This is a genomic window from Micromonospora sp. AMSO31t (assembly GCF_008868175.1).
GTDB lineage: Bacteria > Actinomycetota > Actinomycetes > Mycobacteriales > Micromonosporaceae > Micromonospora.
In genome coordinates, this window is record NZ_WBKT01000002.1 from 1 (window position 1) to 17388 (window position 17388).

The 17388-nt window shown below is 71.1% G+C and carries 10 protein-coding genes; 5 read left to right on the plus strand and 5 right to left on the minus strand.

All coding sequences use genetic code 11. The features are described from left to right. Positions 1-361: 361 nt before the first annotated feature. The 3 genes from F8274_RS00545 to F8274_RS00550 form a co-directional block, all read right to left on the minus strand. On the minus strand, positions 362-6550 hold the full coding sequence (locus F8274_RS00545; protein WP_151460278.1) for a carboxypeptidase regulatory-like domain-containing protein: 6189 nt from the start codon (positions 6548-6550) through the stop codon (positions 362-364). A gap of 14 nt (positions 6551-6564) precedes the next feature. Then, positions 6565-6717, minus strand: coding sequence for a hypothetical protein (locus tag F8274_RS31025; RefSeq protein WP_192579630.1), 153 nt, complete (start codon positions 6715-6717; stop codon positions 6565-6567). Between the two features lie 80 nt (positions 6718-6797). Then, positions 6798-9752, minus strand: coding sequence for an AAA family ATPase (locus tag F8274_RS00550; RefSeq protein ID WP_151460279.1), 2955 nt, complete (start codon positions 9750-9752; stop codon positions 6798-6800). 220 nt (positions 9753-9972) lie between these two features. Between F8274_RS00550 and F8274_RS00555 the strand changes: the two genes are divergently transcribed. From F8274_RS00555 to F8274_RS00575, 5 genes are read left to right on the plus strand one after another with little or no spacing between them, the layout of a single operon-like run. Then, complete coding sequence (locus F8274_RS00555; protein ID WP_225853502.1) at positions 9973-10860, plus strand: ABC transporter substrate-binding protein; 888 nt, start codon at positions 9973-9975, stop codon at positions 10858-10860. Next, entirely contained in the window at positions 10857-11807 is a 951-nt protein-coding gene (locus F8274_RS00560; RefSeq protein ID WP_225853503.1) for an amino acid ABC transporter permease, read from the plus strand. Before F8274_RS00555 ends, F8274_RS00560 begins: the two co-directional genes overlap by 4 nt. Next, on the plus strand, positions 11804-12568 hold the full coding sequence (locus F8274_RS00565) for an amino acid ABC transporter ATP-binding protein (RefSeq protein WP_305070063.1): 765 nt from the start codon (positions 11804-11806) through the stop codon (positions 12566-12568). Before F8274_RS00560 ends, F8274_RS00565 begins: the two co-directional genes overlap by 4 nt. Beyond that, positions 12568-14190, plus strand: coding sequence for an amidohydrolase family protein (locus tag F8274_RS00570; RefSeq protein WP_151460281.1), 1623 nt, complete (start codon positions 12568-12570; stop codon positions 14188-14190). The genes F8274_RS00565 and F8274_RS00570 overlap by 1 nt, the downstream gene beginning before the upstream one ends. Beyond that, entirely contained in the window at positions 14187-14969 is a 783-nt protein-coding gene (locus F8274_RS00575; RefSeq protein ID WP_151460282.1) for a serine hydrolase, read from the plus strand. The genes F8274_RS00570 and F8274_RS00575 overlap by 4 nt, the downstream gene beginning before the upstream one ends. On the opposite strand, the gene F8274_RS00580 is transcribed toward F8274_RS00575, so the two are convergent. Further along, positions 14852-15865: a LysR family transcriptional regulator gene (locus F8274_RS00580; protein ID WP_151460283.1), complete on the minus strand. Its 1014-nt coding sequence runs from the start codon at positions 15863-15865 to the stop codon at positions 14852-14854. The two genes, F8274_RS00575 and F8274_RS00580, sit on opposite strands and share 118 nt — an antisense overlap. Before the next feature lie 1008 nt (positions 15866-16873). Next, positions 16874-17371, minus strand: coding sequence for a GNAT family N-acetyltransferase (locus tag F8274_RS00590; RefSeq protein ID WP_151460284.1), 498 nt, complete (start codon positions 17369-17371; stop codon positions 16874-16876). Between the last annotated feature and the right edge of the window lie 17 nt (positions 17372-17388).

The window sequence follows — 17388 nt, forward strand, 5'->3', positions numbered from 1 at the left end:
GACGCCGGTGGGCGGGCAACGAACGCTCCTGACCTGCTGGGATATGGCTGGCGAGACGACGCCGACCCATGACCCTGCCGTCCGCCCTGCGCGACCGCCAACGCTCCGACCGCGGAGGTGACCGGGATCACCACCAGGCAGGCACGCGGCGGCCGAAGCAGCCATCAAACCGACATGTCGGACGAGTGCACCGATGCGGTGGAGGCCATCGCGCTGCCGCGGCTCGCCGAGCCAGCAGTACGTCATCCGGTAACACCACGCCGTCGAGTGCGGCATCAACCAGCTCAAACGCGGTCAGAGCCTCCCCGGCGATCCTTTCCGAGGAGGCTCTGACCACTGCTGGCGGACCGGTGCGGCTATCTCAGAGGCGCGGGTCCTCCTGGATCTTCAGGGCGTTGAGGATCGGGTCGCTCTCGCCCTTCTCGCGGCGAAGCTCGATCGTCAGATCGCCACCGGCATGCTCGACGGTGACCGTGTTCATGTCCGCGGTCAGCGCACCCACCTTCGCCTGCACGTCGTGGTCGTAGAGCACGATCTTGCCGTCGGCCAGAACGTCGAAGGCACGCTTGCCGGCCTTGACCTTCTCGATCTCCGCGAAGTCGAGGCCGATCCGGTACGTCCCGGCGGGGGCGTTCTTGAACACGTAGCTGAACGTCTCGCCGGTCCGCTGGGTGCGGAACAGCGCGTCGTCCTCGGTGCCGGCGATGTCGGCCTTGGTGGTACGGGCCTTGCCGCCGACGTAGCCCCACGGCGACGAGCCGAGTTGCTGGTCGGGCGACCAGACGAAGCCGTCGGTGCCGGCGTACCCGGATCCGCCCACGTCGACGCCCTTCCAGTAGGCCGAGGTCGCCAGGCGGACCGGCTTGAGCTGGGCCTCGCCCTTGCCGGCGTTCGACGCCACGAGCACGTCCCCGACGAGCACACCGGGCTCGACGCCGGCGTTGTCGGCCGTCGCCGTGACCGTGGTGGACTCGCCGGCCGCGAGCGTGACCGTGCCGGTTGCGGCCGCGCCCGTGAGGGTCAGCCATGGAAGGTCGGCGGCCTCGTGCCCGCCGTCGCTGGTGCGTTTCTGCTCGCTGAGCCGCACCTCGAGTGGGGCGGAGCCGGTGTTGGTAACGGTCACGCCGGCCGTCGCCTTCTGGCCCTTGTCGAGGAGCCAGTCGAGGTCACCTCCGGTGACGGTGGCGATGCCCGTGGTCAACGCCGTGTCGACCATCTCGGCCTGATCCTTCTTGGCGATGGTCACCGGGTGGCTGGCGGTGACGTAGTTCGGCGCCTCGACCTGCACGGTGTTCTCGCCGACCAGCGCCTGAGCCTTCCACCGGCCCTTCGCGTCGGCCGTGATGACCCGCTCACCGTTCGGCCCCTTGAGCGTGACGATCGCGCCCTCGATCGGCTTGCCGTCGTTCTTGTCGGTGACGGTGCCCTCGATCGTGCCCGCGGCCGGGAGGGTGTACTCCAGCCCCAGGCCGGCCTTCAGGATGGGCTGGTTGAAGGAGTACTGGCCCGCGGGGTTGTGCGTCAGGCTCTCCACACCGACCGTGGCCGACGACCCCCGGGTGAGGGGGTTGTCGCCGCCGACGCCGTCGCCGTACCCGATCTGGATCCGGCCGTCGGCGATCAGGGTGACCGAGAAGCTCACGCGAGCCGACTGGTCGCTGTAGAAGGTGGCGTTGCGCCACTCGATCACCTCAGCGGCCAGGCCGTCCACCTGGATGGTGCCGAAGTAGATGCCCGCCTCGTCGTCGACGACCAGGTCGTCCCACAGCGGATAGATCGCGTCGAACGCGTATGGCGACGGCAGCTCCGTGTTGTTTCCCACGGCGCTGGCCTGGTCGAAGATCAGCTGGCCGTTCGTCGTCACGCACACGCCGTCCCAGGCCGTGTCGTAGAACGGGAACAGGAAGCTGGAGTCGAACCACAGCACGCCACAGACGTCATCGCCGTGCCACCCGGACTCCTGCGCGCCCTGGCGGTACAGCCCGTCGGTCACCTTCATCGAGTAGGAGCGACCGGCGGGGGCCACCGGCACGGGGCCCGGCTCCGGCTGCTCGGGCTGGGGCTCCGGCTCCGCCGTGTCTGCGCGCGGGTCGAGCGTCACCCGCAGCGCGGCAATGGTCGGGGCCTTCAGGCCCTTCGAGCCCCGCAGCTCCACGGTCAGCGGACCGCCCTCGTGCTCAACAACGGCGGTGCGCCAGTCGGCGGCGTTCGGCCCCACGGCCGCGGCCGCGTCGTACGCGTAGTCCGTCAGCGTTCCGTCCACGAGGACGTCGAACACCCGCTTGCCCCTGGCCACCTTCTCGATCTCGGCGAACCCGAGATCGATCGCGTAGGTGCCCTTGGGCGCGTCGGGGAAGCGGTAGAACAACTGCTTGTCCGCCGTGGTGCGCTGCGACTGGAACAGGGCGTCGTCCGTCGTACGTTCGATCCCGGACGTCGTGGAGGCGACCTTCGTCTTCCCCTCGTAGCCCCACGCCCCCTTGCCGGCGGCCTGGTCCCCGGACCAGGTGTAGCCGGAGCCGTCGGTGAACTTCGAGCCGCCGGCGTTGACGCCGACCTGGTACTTCGTGGTCGTGAGCGTCACCGGGACGTAGGTCTTGGACTGGCGTCCGGAGTCGGACCTCACCACGATGTTCGCGCCGAGGACTCCGGGCTCGGCGTCCTTCGAGGAGATCGAGACCTTGACGGTCGTCGACTGACCCGGGGCGAGGGTGCCGCCGGTCGAGGAGAGCGACAGCCACGGCAGGTCGGTGAGCAGGTCGTCCTCGACGTCGACCAGCACGACGTCATCGGCGACCTGGTCGGCCGCCCACAGCGCGCCGGTCGAGTCGGTCTCGAGGCCGCCGCCCTGGCCCGCCTTCTGGCCCGGGAACCACCACGCGTTCACCAGCGAGCAGTCGTCGGGGTCGACCTGCAGCAGGCGGGTGGGCCTGTTCGAGGTGAGGTCGGTGTACCAGATGGTGTCGGACGCCTGGTTGTAGGCCAGGCCCATCACCTCGGGCAGCGGCGGGGCGCAGAAGGACAGCAGCGCCCCCGCGTTGTCGTGCGACGTCCCGGCGACGGTGCCGATCATGCCGTTCGCCCGGCCGCCGACGTAGAACACGTCCTCCGCCGGGTTGTAGGCGAGGCCGGTCAGCTGCAGCGTGGACCAGTCACCCTTGATCTGCCGGGTCTCCTTCCCGGTCTTCCGGTCGAAGCAGTGGATGTAGCTGGCCGGGCTGTCCTCCATCTGGCACATGTCACCGGTCTTGGTGTCGAGCGCCATGTCGAACGCCCGGTACGCGGGGTTCCACGACGCGTCGAAGACCTTTCCGGTCGGCTTGCCCGTCACCGTGTAGGCGGTGTTGGTCCGCTTGTTGTAGTCGTGGACCCAGACGTCGCCGTCGTACCCGACGCCGGAGGGCTCCTTCTCCTGGATGGTGCCCGGGATGGCGATCCGGGTGATGACCTCACCGCCGGAGGTCACGCCGACCTTGCCGGCCGCCTGTGCTTCCGCGGCCTTCGCCGTCGCCGCCTTGCCGTCGACGTTCGACGGCTTCATGCCGCTCGCACCGGCCTTCCACGCGGTGAGGTCGATCGTGCTGGCCGCACCCGTCCCGGTGCGCGCGGTGGCGCCGGTGGCGTCAAGCTCGGGGTGGCGCGCGGCCTCGCCCAGGTCGTACGTGAGCGGGGCGGAACCGGTGTTGGTCAGCGTCAGCGAGCCGACGCCGTTCTGGTCGGTGCCCAGCAGCGCGTCGAGGCCGTCGGCCTTCAGGCCGGCGACACCCGTGGTCAGGCGCGCGTCGATCTTGGCGTTCGCGTAGAGCTTGTCGAGGGAGAAGGGGTACGCCGCGGTCGTGTAGTTCGGCGCGTCGACCGTCATGGTGTAGTCGCCGACCGGAAGCTGGCGGTGCACGATGCCCGTCCCGTTGGTCGTGACCGCCTCGACGAGCCCGCTCTTGTTCGTGAAGGAGACCTTGGCCCCGGCCACCGGCAGCCCGTCGTTCTGGTCGACGACTGTCGCATCGAGGTACCCGAAGTCAGGCATGTCGTAGGTGACGATCATCCCGTCGCGCAGCACCGGGGCGCTGTCGGAGAACCGGATGCCGTCGACGCCGGCCCAGCCCTGGATGCCGGTGATGCCGTGGGCGCCGGCGGTCACCGGGTCGTCGGTCCCGATGCCGTCGCCGTACCCGAAGATCACGGTGCCGGAGCGGGTGAGCGTGGCCGAATAGCTGACCGGCTCCGTGTACTCCGACCGGGTCGGGTAGGCCCAGAGCTTGGCGTTGCGGAACTCGACGACGAACGCGTCCTCGCCGTTGACCTTGGTGGCTGCCGTGAAGACGCCCCCGCCGGGGGCGAACTCGACGGGGGTCTGGACGTAGAACGGGAAGACGCCCGCACCGCCGCTGCCGGGTCCGGTGCCCTCGTCCGGGGTGATCACGCCGCGCAGGCTGACGCCGAGGGTGTCGTGGCTGCCGTTGTAGAGCGCGATCGGGAACGGCAGCTTCACCGTCGCCCACACGCCGCCGGTGAACGCGACCGGGTCGGTGCCGCGCAGGTACTCGCCGTCGGAGACGGCGCAGCTGTAGCCGCCCTTGTCGACGACGAGCCCGACCGGGATCTCGCGCGACTCGTTCTGCGCGCCGACGGTCAGCGGGACCGTCGTGGGGGAGAAGCAGGCGTTGGGCTTGACGGTCAGCGTGTACCCGCCCTCGGGGACGGCGCTGATCGTGAACGCGCCGTTGGCATCCGTGCGTACCGGCTTCAGCGGCGTGTCCTTGACGGAGACGTCGGCGTTCGGGACGGGCCGTTTCTTGTCGTCGACGACCCTGCCGCTGATGTCGTGCTTCGCGGCGGCCGTGAGCGGCAGCTTGACGGAGGTGTCCTGGCCGAGGGAGATCGTGACGTTGGCGGTCGCGGTCAGGTAGCCGAAGACCCTGGTGCTGAGCTGGTAGTCGCCGACCGGGAGGTTCGTCGTGAACCGGCCGTCCTTGTCGGTTCCGATCGACCGGCTGAACGGCCCGCTGATCGTCACGTCGGCCGCGGGGACCGGAGCGCCGTCGGCGGTGACGACACCGGTCAGGGTGCCGCCCTGCCGGGGCGCGAGCTCGATCAGGCGGACGAGGTCGAGCCGGCCTTCGCCGTACTTGTTGTTGACGTCGGCGGTGCCGCCGCACTCGGTGTCGTCGACGTCGACGGCCGAGTCGGCGAGCAGGCGGCGGGTCTCATCGACCTGCCCGATGAGGGTCGGGTCGTAGCTCCACAGCGCCGCGACGGCCCCGGCGACGTGGGGTGCCGCCATCGACGTGCCGGACATCTCGGTGTAGCTGTTGTTCGGGTAGGACGAGCGGACGGCGGCGCCCGGAGCGGAGATCTCGGGCTTGATCCGGCCGCCTTCACCCTCGCCCTTGCGGGAGAACGACGCGAGCGTGCCGTCCGACGAGTAGGCGCCGACGGAGTAGGCACTCTCGGCGGAGCCGGGCGAGGAGACGGTGTCACAGGCCGCGTACGGCGTGGTGTTGCCCGAGGACCAGACGCTGAAGATGCCCGCGGCGCTCCAGGCCTCGTCGATGGCCTGGAAGAAGTCGTCGAAGTTGTGTTCGAGGGTCTGACCCCACGAGTTGTTGATGACGTGAGGGCGCTTGGACGGGTCCGGGCTGTTCCCGTTGACGTCGGTCGGGGCGAGCAGCCACCAGCCGGACTTGAGCAGCGACTCGACGCCGCTGCTGTCGCAGCAGCCGTTAGTCGCGATCCACTGCGCGTCCGGGGCGACGCCGACGTGCTCGGTGCCGTCGTCGCCGACCATGGTGCCCATCGTGTGCGTGCCGTGTCCGTTGTCGTCGCACGGCGCGCCCGTGCACGTGCCCCGGGTGGCCATCCAGTTGTAGTTGTGGTCGACGGTGCCGTCCGGCTTCGTGCCGCGGTACTGGTGCATCAGGGCGGGGTGGTCGAACTGGACGCCCGAGTCGAGGTTGGACACGGTGATGCCCGCACCGGTGGCGCCCATGGCCCAGGCCTGCGGGGCGTGGATGGCGTCCAGACCCCACGTGGTGGTGCCCGCCTCGGCGGCGGCCTTCGGGGCGGCGGGGCGGGCAGCCTGGTCAGCCGGCGTCTTCTCGTCCACGGGCTCGACCAGCGCGACCTGCGGCGCCGCGTGGATCTCGGCGACCTGCCCGACCGAGGCGACGTCGAGCGCGAGCTTCTGCGTGCCGCCCTTGACGAGCACGGCGTTGACGAGCGGGTAGGACGTGTACTTCACGCCCGCCGCGTCGAGCTCGGCGGCGACGGACGCCGCGGAACTCTTCGCTGCCGCTTTCAGCGCGTCGTAGACGAACTGACCGCGGGCGGTCCAGTTCGCGATCTTCTTGGCGGGGGCGAGATCGGCCGTGGTGTCGAACGTGATCCAGAAGTCGGAAGCCGGCTGCGTGCGGAAGCGATCCTTCAGGTTCGACGCGATCTTGTTGGCGGCCGCGCCGGGATCTGGCTCAGCGGCGGACGCCGGTGGTGGCTGGATCATGCTCAGGCCGACCGCTGCGGCCAGCGAAGCCGCGAGGGCTTTGAGTCTCATGCGGGGTCCTTCGCCTACAGGGGTTGGTAGGGGTCGTGGCTCTCGTGCTCGTCGGCGTCGTGGGCGTCGCGGACGTCGGAGGCGCTGACGCGCGGCTCGCGCGACAGCTCGAGAGGTGGCTGGTGCTCGCTGGCGGAGTCGTCACCCGCGACGGGTCGCTCAGCCATGCATTGGCCTACGGCTATGGATCATGCAGTCATGCTCGGCGGACGAGTGACCGCTCGCTATCCAGCGGATACGTCAATTTTCACGACGCGTCGCCGAGGGAGTCCTCTTCCGCGAACACTCCGGCCTCCACTGCCTTGACCGCGAGCGCGGTCCGGGAGGTCACCTTCAGCTTGCGCATCGCCGCACGTAGCTGTTGATCGACCGTGGCCGGCGACTTGGCCAGGATCCGGCTGATCTCCCGGTTCGTCTTGCCGGCGACAACCAGTTGGACCACGTCGAGCTCGCGAGGTGACAGCTGGTCTCCGTACCCTCGTCGTCCGCCACGCCACAGTCGCGGGACCTCGGCGCCGTGTTCGCGAAGCCGCTGTGCGACACGGTCCGCATCGCCGCGGGCTCCGAGCCTGAACAGTTGCTCGTACTGCGCGGCCAGCAGCTCTCGGCCCTGTTCGGTCTGGCCGTGCGCGATGAGCGCCTCGGCTTGACGCCCGCGGGCGAGCATGGCGTCGTACGGGCGCGGCAACGCGCCCCAGGCGCGCGCCGCCCGACCGTATGCCGCCGCCGCGCGGGCGTGGTCTCCGGCTGCGGCGAGCAGCAGGGCGCGGCATACGGTGAGCGCGGCGCGAGGCGCGGGCGCCGTCCGGCCACGCAGTCCTCTGGCGAACTGGTCGCCCAGGCGGGTCGCGGCCTTCACGTCGCCCGCGGCGAGGTGCGCCTCGACCCGGGCGGGGACGAGGTCCGTCGCCCAGACCCAGATGCCCTTCCTCCGGACGGTGTCCATCGGCTCGTTCGTGACCTGCAGCGCCCGGGCGCTGTTTCCGTCCGTCAGCCACAGTCTGGCCAGCGCAGCGGCGGCCTCCATCGTGTCGTCGGCCGCGCCGAGACGGGCAGACTCCTCGAGGACGAGCCGGAACTGCTCCTCCGCGGCGCGCCGCCGTCCGGCCGCGGCTGCCAGCCGGGCCGCGAGGCGAATGCTGCCGAGGTAGTGCGCCGGCCGGTCCCGGTCGGCATCGGCGAGTGCCGCGCTCCGCTCCGCGAGACCCTCCCACCGGCCGGTCAGCCAGGCCAGGTTGGCCTGTTCGAGTCGGACGTTGTGCTGCAACCGGGACGCCTGCTCGGCCTCGGCAAGGCGCATGGCCACGGCGAGGTGCTTCTCCGCGTCGGCGTACCGACCCCAGATCAGTGCACCGGTTCCGACATTCGCGTGGATGCGGGCCACGTCGAGACGCTCCGCCGAGGTCGCGCCGTCGGTGGGCAGGTCGGCGACGACGTCCCACGCCTCCTCTTCGCCGAGCATGAGCAACGCCGCGGCGCGGTTGCCGGCCAGGTTCAGCCGCTCCGCGGGAGAATCGAATGCGGCGGCGAGCTCGGCGGCGCGATCCAGCCAACGCCGGTGGGTCGACGCCGGCCACGGCCCCGCATAGGCCCATCCCAGATAGGTCATCGCCCGAGCCGCCTCGACCGGGTCATGGTCGAGGTTGGCCACCGCCTGCTCCAGTTCGCCGAGTGCGGCCTGCGCCTCACCCCCGGTGATCAGGAGCCGACCCAGGGGGTTGCGGATCTCGGCCTGCTGGCGGGCGGAGAGTCCAGGGGTCTCCAGCACCGAGCGCAAGGTACGGATCACGCGGTGGTACACCTCGTCGACCGGTTCACGACGGCCCAGTGCGGCTACTCCGGCGATGCGCGCGACCCGTGCCCGATCCGCCGGCGGCAACACAGCCCACGACAACAGATCGACCAGCACGTCGACGGCCTTGGTGTGGTCACCCGAGGCCATGGCCAGCTCGGCAACCTGCTCGGCGTACCGCGCCCAGGACCGCGTCTCGCCCGCCTCACGGAAGTGGTGGGCAAGGCGTGCGACAGGCGGCGGATGGATGTCCTCCAAGGCGCGGCCGGCCAGCAGGTGGAAGTGTCTGCGGTCGGTCAACGGGATCGCTTCGTAGACAGCCGTGGCGGCCAGCACATGCCGGAACCGCCACTGGCCGCGGTCGTTTCCGTCGAGGATGCCGGCGTTGGCCGCCTCCGCGACGGCGCCTCGACACGCATCCGGTGGCAGCGCGGCGGTCATCGCGATCGTGGCCACCGACGACCGCTCAGCCAACGTCGCCGCGGCTCGCAGCACCTGCTGCGCCGTCGGTGACAGCCTGCCCACCCGCTCCCGGGTGGAGTCGCGCACCGTCGGCGGCACCTGTAGCTCGCGCAGCTTCAGCCGGACCCACTGCCCGTCGCGGAAGACGAGGTCGGCACGGTCGCACATGAGGCGAACCGACTCCTCCAGCGCCAGCGGAACGCCACCGGTCCGCTCGTGCATGAACGTCGTGAACTCCTGCGATATCGGGTTGCCGTCCAGCATCGAGGACACCAGCGCTGCCGTGTCGTCGGGTCGCATGGGCGCCAGGGCGATCCTCAGCTGGGTCACGCCAGCGGGCAGCCGGGACGTCAGCCGCAGCAACAGCGACCCGGCGTCCACTTCCTCCGGTCGATAGGAGATCACGAGGCTCGGCCCGTCCGACTGCTGTCGGGAGGTGACGAACAGCAGGAACTCCAAGGTCACCTCGTCGGCCCAGTGAGCGTCCTCGAGCACGAGAACGTCGACCCGCAGGGCCCGCAGCAGCTCGTCCAGGGCGCGGAACAGGCGATGCCGGGCCGCCTTCGCATCGTCCAAGGGCGGCAATGCGGGCGGCAGGTCCGACGACCATTCAGGGAACAGGGGTCGTAACGCACCCGCAAGCTCGGTGAGCCGCAATCGGGACACCGGGCGGTCGATCCCGTGGAACGCGTCGACGATCGGCCCCAACGTCAGCGACTCGCGAAGCGGTGGGCACACCGAGACCACGGCGGTGTGCTGGTCCGGCGCGGCCAACCACTCCCGCAGCAGTCGGCTCTTCCCGATCCCCGCCTCGCCCTCCACCAGCACGATCGCCGGTGGCCGGGCCAGGGCGCCCCGAAGGGCCGTCATCTCCCGATCACGACCCACGAAATGCGGCGTGGAAACCGTCGGTGAAGGCCGTTCGTCCTCGGGCGAGGGGTCGAGCATGCGTGATGATCTCGCTTTTTGCTGCTCGGGCGCAAGTAGCACCGCGGCGACTCCCGTTGCGGCGATCCTTTGCCGGAGTACCGAGGCGGCCGGGTTGCCCTCTCCCACTCCACCGGCGAGCATCGACTATTTGGATGCTCACCCCGCAAAGCATTCGGGCTGTTCATGCTGCCTGATCCCGGATAGATTCCCCGCCATCGTCTCAGGCAGGAGGTTTCCGGTGGTCAGGAAGCGTGCGCTACGCATTGTCGTCGGTCTCGCCGCACTCTCGCTCGCCGTTGCTGGCTGTGGCCGCTCGACCAGCGGTCAGACGCCGCAGCCCGGCGCCTCCGCCTCGGTCGCCGCCGACGCCAAGGCGGCCGACCTGGTCCCGGCCGCCCTCAAGGAGAAGGGCGTCCTGCGGGTCGCCACCGCCGAGGGCTACCCGCCGATGGAGATGTACAAGGAAGGGACCCAGGACCTGATCGGTGTCGACCCGGAGCTGGCGGCGGCGATCGCCGGGCGGCTCGGCCTGAAGCTGGAGATGACCAACGCCAGCTTTCCCGGCCTGATCCCAGGTCTGCAGGCCGACCGGTGGGACCTGGCCATGTCCTCGATGAGCGACACCGAGGAACGCCGCAAGGCCGTCGACTTCGTCGACTACTTCCAGGCCGGCGGCGCCATCATGGTGGCCAAGGGCAACCCGGCCGGGGTGAAGGACCTGGCGGACCTGTGCGGCCGCGCCGTGGTGCTCGCCAAGGGCAGCTCGAACCTCGCCATCGGCGAGAAGCAGAACACCTCGTGCGCCAAGAAGATGACCATCTCGCAGAGCGAGGACGCCCCGACCGGCCTGCTGCAGATCGACGCCGGGCGCGCGGTGGCCACCATCGTCGACTACCCGGTGGCCAAGATGCTGGCCACGCAGAGCGGCAAGTACGAGGTGCTGGAGGCCCAGTACGAGGCCGGCCCGTGGGGCATCGCGATCGACAAGAAGGACAGCCAGCTGCGTGACGCCGTCCAGCGGGCCCTGCAGGAGCTGATCGACTCGGGCGAGTACACGAGGCTCCTGGAGAAGTGGGGCGTGCAGGGCAGCGGTGTGCAGGCCGCGACGGTCAACGACCAGAAGTGAGCACCCCGGTGGGCGCGACCGCCACGGGCCCGGCCTCGGCCGGGCCCGCCGGCCCGGAGGCGAACCGGATCAGCCACCCGCTGCGCCCGGGGCGCTGGCTGGCCGCCGGGGTGACCGCCCTGATCCTGGCCTGGCTGGGCTGGACCATCGCGATCAACCCGAACCTGCACTGGGACATCGTCGTCAGGTACCAGTTCGACCGGGTCATCCTGGAAGGGCTGTGGGTCACCGTCCAGCTCACGGTCGCGTCCATGGTGATCGGTGTGGTGCTCGGCGTCGTCGTGGCGCTCATGCAGGTCTCCGACAGCCGCGTCCTGCGCGCCGGCGCCATGGCCTACGTCTGGTTCTTCCGCGGCACGCCGCTGCTGGTGCAGCTGATCTTCTGGTTCAACATCGCGCTGATCTTCCCCGAGGTCGGGCTGGGTGTGCCGTTCGGCGGCCCGAAGCTGGTGACCTGGGAGACGAACACACTGGTCACCGGATTCGTCGCGGCGTTGCTCGGGCTCAGCATCAACGAGGGCGCCTACATGAGCGAGATCGTCCGGGCCGGCCTGCGCGCGGTCGACCCCGGTCAGCAGGAGGCCGCGGCGGCCCTCGGCATGTCCCGCCTGAAGATCATGAGGCGGGTCGTGCTGCCCCAGGCGATGCGGATCATCGTCCCGCCGACCGGCAACCAGTTCATCTCCATGCTCAAGACCACCTCGCTCGTCTCGGTGATCGCCGGCGCCGACCTGCTCACCGTCGCCCAGCGGCTCTACCTGACCAACTTCGAGGTGATCGCCCTGCTGATCGTCGCATCCGTGTGGTACCTGGTCCTCACCACCGTCGCCAGCATCGGCCAGTACTACCTGGAGCGCCGGTTCAGCCGCGGCTTCGGCGCCACCGTGCCAGGCGCCCTGCGCGGGCGGATCGCTCGCAACCTGCGCTTCACCGGGAGCGCGCGATGACCCCGCCCATGGTGCAGTGCCGGTCCCTGCGCAAGAGCTTCGGCCGGCTGGAGGTGCTGCGCGGCATCGACCTGACCATCGAACGCGGCCGGGTGGTCTGCGTGGTCGGCCCGTCCGGCTCCGGCAAGTCCACCCTGCTGCGCTGCCTCAACCACCTCGAGGAGCCGCAGGCCGGCCGCGTCTACGTCGACGGTGAGCTGATCGGATACGAAGAGCGCGGCGGCCGGCTGCGGCCCCTGCCGGACGCGCGGCTGCGCCGCCAGCGCGAGTCGATCGGCATGGTCTTCCAGCGCTTCCACCTGTTCCCGCACCGCACCGCCCTGGAGAACGTGATGGAGGGCCTGGTCGCCGTGAAGGGCGTCCCGACCGCCGACGCGCGGCGGCGCGCCGCCGACCTGCTCGACCGGGTCGGACTGGCCGACCGCGCCCACCACTACCCGGCCCAGCTCTCCGGCGGCCAGCAGCAGCGGGTGGCCATCGCCCGCTCGCTGGCCATGTCGCCGAAGCTCATCCTGTTCGACGAGCCGACCTCGGCGCTCGACCCGGAACTGGTCGGCGAGGTGCTGGAGGTGATGAAGGACCTCGCGGCGAGCGGGATGACCATGATCGTGGTGACCCACGAGATGGGCTTCGCCCGGGAGGTCGGGGACCACCTCGTCTTCATGGACGAGGGCCTCATCGTCGAGGAGGGTTCACCCCGGGAGGTGCTCGCCGCGCCGCGGCACGACCGCACCCGCGCCTTCCTGTCCAAGGTGCTCTGATGGCCCGGCTGGACCTGCTGGTCACCGGCGGGGACGTGATCGACGGCAGCGGCTCGCCGTCCCGCCCCGCCGACGTCGGCGTGCGCGACGGGCGGCTCCTGCTGCTGCCACCGGGCAGCCGCACCCCGGCCGCCCAGGTCATCGACGCGACCGGGCTGGTCGTCACGCCGGGCTTCGTCGACGTGCACACCCACTCCGACCTGCTCGCCGGGGACGACGAGCAGAGGGAGGTGCTGCGCCGCGCGCCGCTGCTCCAGGGCGTCACCACGGAGGTCTGCGGCAACTGCGGCATCAGCCCCTTCCCGGTCCCACCCCAACGCGCCGAACCGGTACGGGAACTGCTCGCCGCGACGTTCGGGCCACCCGCGTCGGCGTACGGGTCGTTCGCCGAGTTCGCCGACGCCCAGGGCGTGGCCCGGCGCAACCACCTCGCCGCCCTCGTGGGCCACGGCACGCTGCGCGCCGCCGTGGTCGGCTTCGCCCAGCGGCGGGCCACCCCCACGGAGATCCAGGCGATGTGCCACCTGCTCGACGAGGCGCTGGCCGCGGGCGCGGCCGGCCTGTCGACCGGCCTGATCTACTCCCCGGGCGTCAACGCCGGCACCGACGAGGTCATCGCCCTGGCCCGGGTCGCGGCCGCACACGGCAAGCCGTACGTGACGCACCTGCGTGACGAGATGTCCCAGGTCGAAGCCGCACTCGACGAGGCCGTCGAGATCGCCACCGCGGCCGGGTCGGCGCTGCAGGTCTCCCACCACAAGACCGCGGGCCGGCGCGCCTGGGGAGCCACCGTCCGCACCCTCGCCCGACTGGAACGGGCGCGCGCCGACGGGCTGGACGTCACCTGCGACGTCTACCCGTACACCGCGGGCAGCACGGCCCTGCACGCGATGTTGCCGCCGTGGCTGATCGCCGACGGGGTACCGGCGATGCTCAGCGCCGCCGCCGAACCGGCGCTCCGCGACCGGATCCGCCACGACCTGGTCGCCGGCGTACCGGGCTGGGAGAACACCGTCGGCAACGGCGGCTGGGACCTGATCCGCGTCGCGTCCGCCCCGAACAATCCCGACGCCCAGGGGCACACCATCGTCGACCTGGCCGCCGCCCGCGGCGTCGACCCCGTCGACTACGCCTGCGACCTGCTCGCCGCCGAGCACGGCGACGTCACCATCCTCAGCCACTCCATGCACGAGGACGACGTACGCCGGGTGCTGGCCAGCCCGCTGACCATGCTGTGCTCGGACGGCGTACCCAAGGGGGGTCGTCCCCACCCGCGGTGGGCAGGCAGCTTCGCCCGGGTGCTCGGCCACTATGTTCGCGAGGTGGGACTGCTGGAGCTGGTGGAGGCGGTGCACAAGATGACGGCGATGCCCGCCCACCGCTTCGGCCTGCGAGACCGCGGGCTGCTCGCCGACGGGTACGCCGCCGACCTGGTGGTTCTCGACCCGCGGCGGGTCGCCGACGGCGCCACGTACGACGATCCGCTGGCGCCGCCACAGGGGGTGCGGTGCGTGGTGGTCGGCGGCCGGATCGTCGTGGGCGACGGTGCGGTCACCGACGCGCGGCCCGGTCGGGTGCTGGCCGTACCGGATCGGCAGCGCGCCGTGCCGGGGCCGCGATGAGCCCGGCGGTGCGGATCGGGGCGATGGTGCGGCGGCTGGACGACGGCCGCACCCTGTCGGCCGACCCGGACCTGGTCCTGCCGCTGGCCAGCGTCGGCAAGGTGCTGCTCCTCGGCGAGGTCGCCCGGCGGCTCGCCGACGGGACGCTCGCCGCGGGCCAGCCGGTCGAGCTGCTCGACGCCGACCGGGAGGTCGGCGGCACCGGCCTGCTCGGCCAGCTGTCGCCCCGGCGGTGGACGGTCGCCGACCTGGCCACGGCCGTCGCCACGGTCAGCGACAACGCCGCCACCAACGCCCTGCTGCGGCTGGTGACCCTGGACGCCGTGCGGGACCTGGCCCGCGACGCCGGGCTGCGGGACACCACCGTGCACGACCGGATCCGCGCCGAGCGCGGCCCCGGCGTACCGGAGACCTTCGCCACGGGCACCGCTGGAGAACTCTGCGCCTTCCTCGCCGCGGTGGCGCAGGGGACCTGGCAGAGCCCGCAGGCGTGCGGGCTGCTGCGCGGCTGGCTCGCCGGGAACACCGACCGCACGATGGTCGCCGACTCGATCGGCCACGACCCGTGGTCGGGCGACGGCGTCCGGGTGGCGAACAAGACCGGCACCGACACCGGGGTACGCGCCGACACCGGGATCGTGTCCGGCCGGCACACCGTGGTCTATGCCGTGATCGCCGCGTTCGCGCCGGGGGAGGAGCGGGCCGCCGTGGCCGAGCTGCGCCGCTGGGGTGCGGCGGTCGGCCGGCTCGCCGGAGCCCACCGGTCCGACAACTCCTGACTCAGCGTCGACGCGGCGTCGCGCAGCCGCTCGAAGAACCTGCCGACCACCGGGTTGGGGTTGCCGGGACGCAGCGCCACGCCGATCTCCCGGTACAGCTTGGCGTGGGCGAGCGGCCGCACCGCCACCGCGCCGGGGTTGCGCAGGCCGAGCGACGGCACCAGCGCCACCCCCACACCGGCCCGAACCAGGCCCAGCACGACCTCGTAATGGTCACTGCGGCAGCGGATCCGCGGCGCGAAGCCCTCCGCGCGCGCCGCCAGCTCCAGCACCGACACCTCGCCCTGCACGCCGAGGGTGGTGATCCACGGCTCGGCAGCGAGGTCGGCGAGCCGGAGCCGCCGCCGGCGGGCGAGCGGATGATCCGGAGGAAGCACCACCAGCTGGGGGTCCCGCATCAGGGGCTCGACCTTCGCGTACGGCGATTCCTGCGCCGGGCTGAGCGGATGGTCGAAGACCACCACCAGGTCCAGCTCACCCTGGTGCAGGCGGGGGAGCAGTTCGTGCGGCTGCCCGAGGATCAGCGCCAGCTCGACCTGCGGATGGTCCCGGGTGAAGCTCGACAGCGCGCGCGGCAGCAGTTCGGTGCCCGCCGTGGCGAAGAACCCGATCCGCAGCAGTCCCTGGCGGCCCTCGCCGTGTGCGGCCAGCTCGTCGCGGGCCGACGACATCAGATCGACGATCTGCTGCGCGTAGTCCGCCAGGCGCTGGCCCGCGACCGTGAGCCGCAGGCTGCGCGGCCCCCGGTCCACCAGCGCCACCCCGGCCTCCTGCTCCAATGCGGCGAGCTGGTGGGAGACCGCGGACGGGCTCAGCTGAAGGCGCTCCGCGGCGGCGACGATGGTGCCGTGGCGGGCGATCTCCAGGATGACCTGCAGGCGTGCGGTGGTGAACATCGGCGGGTTGCCTCCCTACTCTGAGGCGGTGCGGCCAGCTGCCGACCTCCACCGGCCCACACTCTCGCATGCCGGCAGTTTCTGCCTCGCGCCGACCACGACGGCCCTGCGCCCCGCCGTCGCCACAGGCCCAGGCCAGGGGGCCGGCTGAGCTTCAGCCGTGCAATTCCGAGTGCCTGTCGCCCGGGGGTCAGGACTGGGCGCCGTGGGACGTCCATCCCTGCCGGTAGAGGTTGTCAGATCCGTCCAGCAGGAGGTCGAGGGCGAGCTCGAACTGGTCGTCGCAGCCTCGGCCGACGACCGACCCCGTCGTGAGCGGCGGACATCGTTGTCTCCGCGATGTGGGGATGCCTGGGAGCCATCGCGAAACATGGCTAGCTGCATCCCCAGGTCATCCGGCAGCGGTGAGCCGGGGAACAGTTCCTCCCCACACCCCGGCTGCCGAGAGTGGGGATTCGATGACGCGCGACGCCCAGGGGTGGCGCAGTAGGGCACGTCGGGCCGAGAAGGATGCGCTGCCGGATTGCCGACTTCCAGTCGGTGTCGTCGGCCTGAAGGGCGGAGAACTGGCCCGCATCTAGGTAGCAGAGAACGCGAGCGATCGGTGTCTGCAGGTGTCGCGTACGGATCACGGTCGCGATGTCGTCGGAATGCCTCTAATTCATGGTCGACGACGCCCGTCGGGCCGATTGCGGTGGCGAGGGCACCGAGCGGATCGGCGTGCCGGCGCCCGGCCAGGTCCTCATGGACTGCGAGCAGGTCCGACTCGAAGCCGTCCGCGGTCGCACGCGGGCCCGGCCTCCGAGAGCGGCAGCGCCCACGCGCTCGCACGACGGCTACTACATCCACTCAACGACGCGTACAACTGTGGTGTGACCTGTGCGAAGAGCAGCTTCCCGTGCCGATTTCGACGGCGGCGGGCGGACATCCGTGAACCTCAGCAGCGGTGCGTCGATGACCACCGCGAGCGATCTTTAAATACACGATCCGGGCGCCGCTTGGGACGGGTCACGAGGCGCGCGGCAGCGCCAGCCAGTCCTGCCAGGTGATGTCGCGGCCCAGGTAACGGGGGCGCCGGAAGGGCCAGTCGGCGGCGATCCACCGCGGCACCAGCGCGTCGAGCGCGCGCTCGGCCTCGCTGCCGACAAGGTCGTCCACCACCCACCAGGACACCTCGCCGTCGGAGCGGGAGCGCTCGGGCGGGTCGATGTAGACGCAGCCGAGGATCGCCGTCTCCTCCTCGTCCAGCAGCGCGTAGTTGAACGACTGGTGCGCGGCTATCTCCTTCTCGTGCCGCAGCAGGTCGATGCGGTCCTCTTCGTAGGTCATCGTCGCCTGGGGCCAGGCCCAGGCCGGGCCGAAGATCTCCCACAGGCGCTCTCGGGAGCCCATCACGGCGGGGTAGTCGAGCGCGGTGTCCGCCTCCCGGATCGGCCGCAGGTGAAGCGCGGTGCCGGGCACGGGCACGTGGACGGGGTGGACGAAGTCGTCAGGCAGCCAGCTCATAGGGGCCGAGGCTACAA

Coding starts and splice junctions, on each gene's coding strand:
- F8274_RS00545 (WP_151460278.1), bottom strand. CDS start 6,550: ATGAGACTCAAAGCCCTCGCGGCTTCGCTGGCCGCAGCGGTCGGCCTG.
- F8274_RS31025 (WP_192579630.1), bottom strand. CDS start 6,717: ATGGCTGAGCGACCCGTCGCGGGTGACGACTCCGCCAGCGAGCACCAG.
- F8274_RS00550 (WP_151460279.1), bottom strand. CDS start 9,752: ATGCTCGACCCCTCGCCCGAGGACGAACGGCCTTCACCGACGGTTTCC.
- F8274_RS00565 (WP_305070063.1), top strand. CDS start 11,804: ATGACCCCGCCCATGGTGCAGTGCCGGTCCCTGCGCAAGAGCTTCGGC.
- F8274_RS00570 (WP_151460281.1), top strand. CDS start 12,568: ATGGCCCGGCTGGACCTGCTGGTCACCGGCGGGGACGTGATCGACGGC.
- F8274_RS00575 (WP_151460282.1), top strand. CDS start 14,187: ATGAGCCCGGCGGTGCGGATCGGGGCGATGGTGCGGCGGCTGGACGAC.
- F8274_RS00580 (WP_151460283.1), bottom strand. CDS start 15,865: ATGTTCACCACCGCACGCCTGCAGGTCATCCTGGAGATCGCCCGCCAC.
- F8274_RS00590 (WP_151460284.1), bottom strand. CDS start 17,371: ATGAGCTGGCTGCCTGACGACTTCGTCCACCCCGTCCACGTGCCCGTG.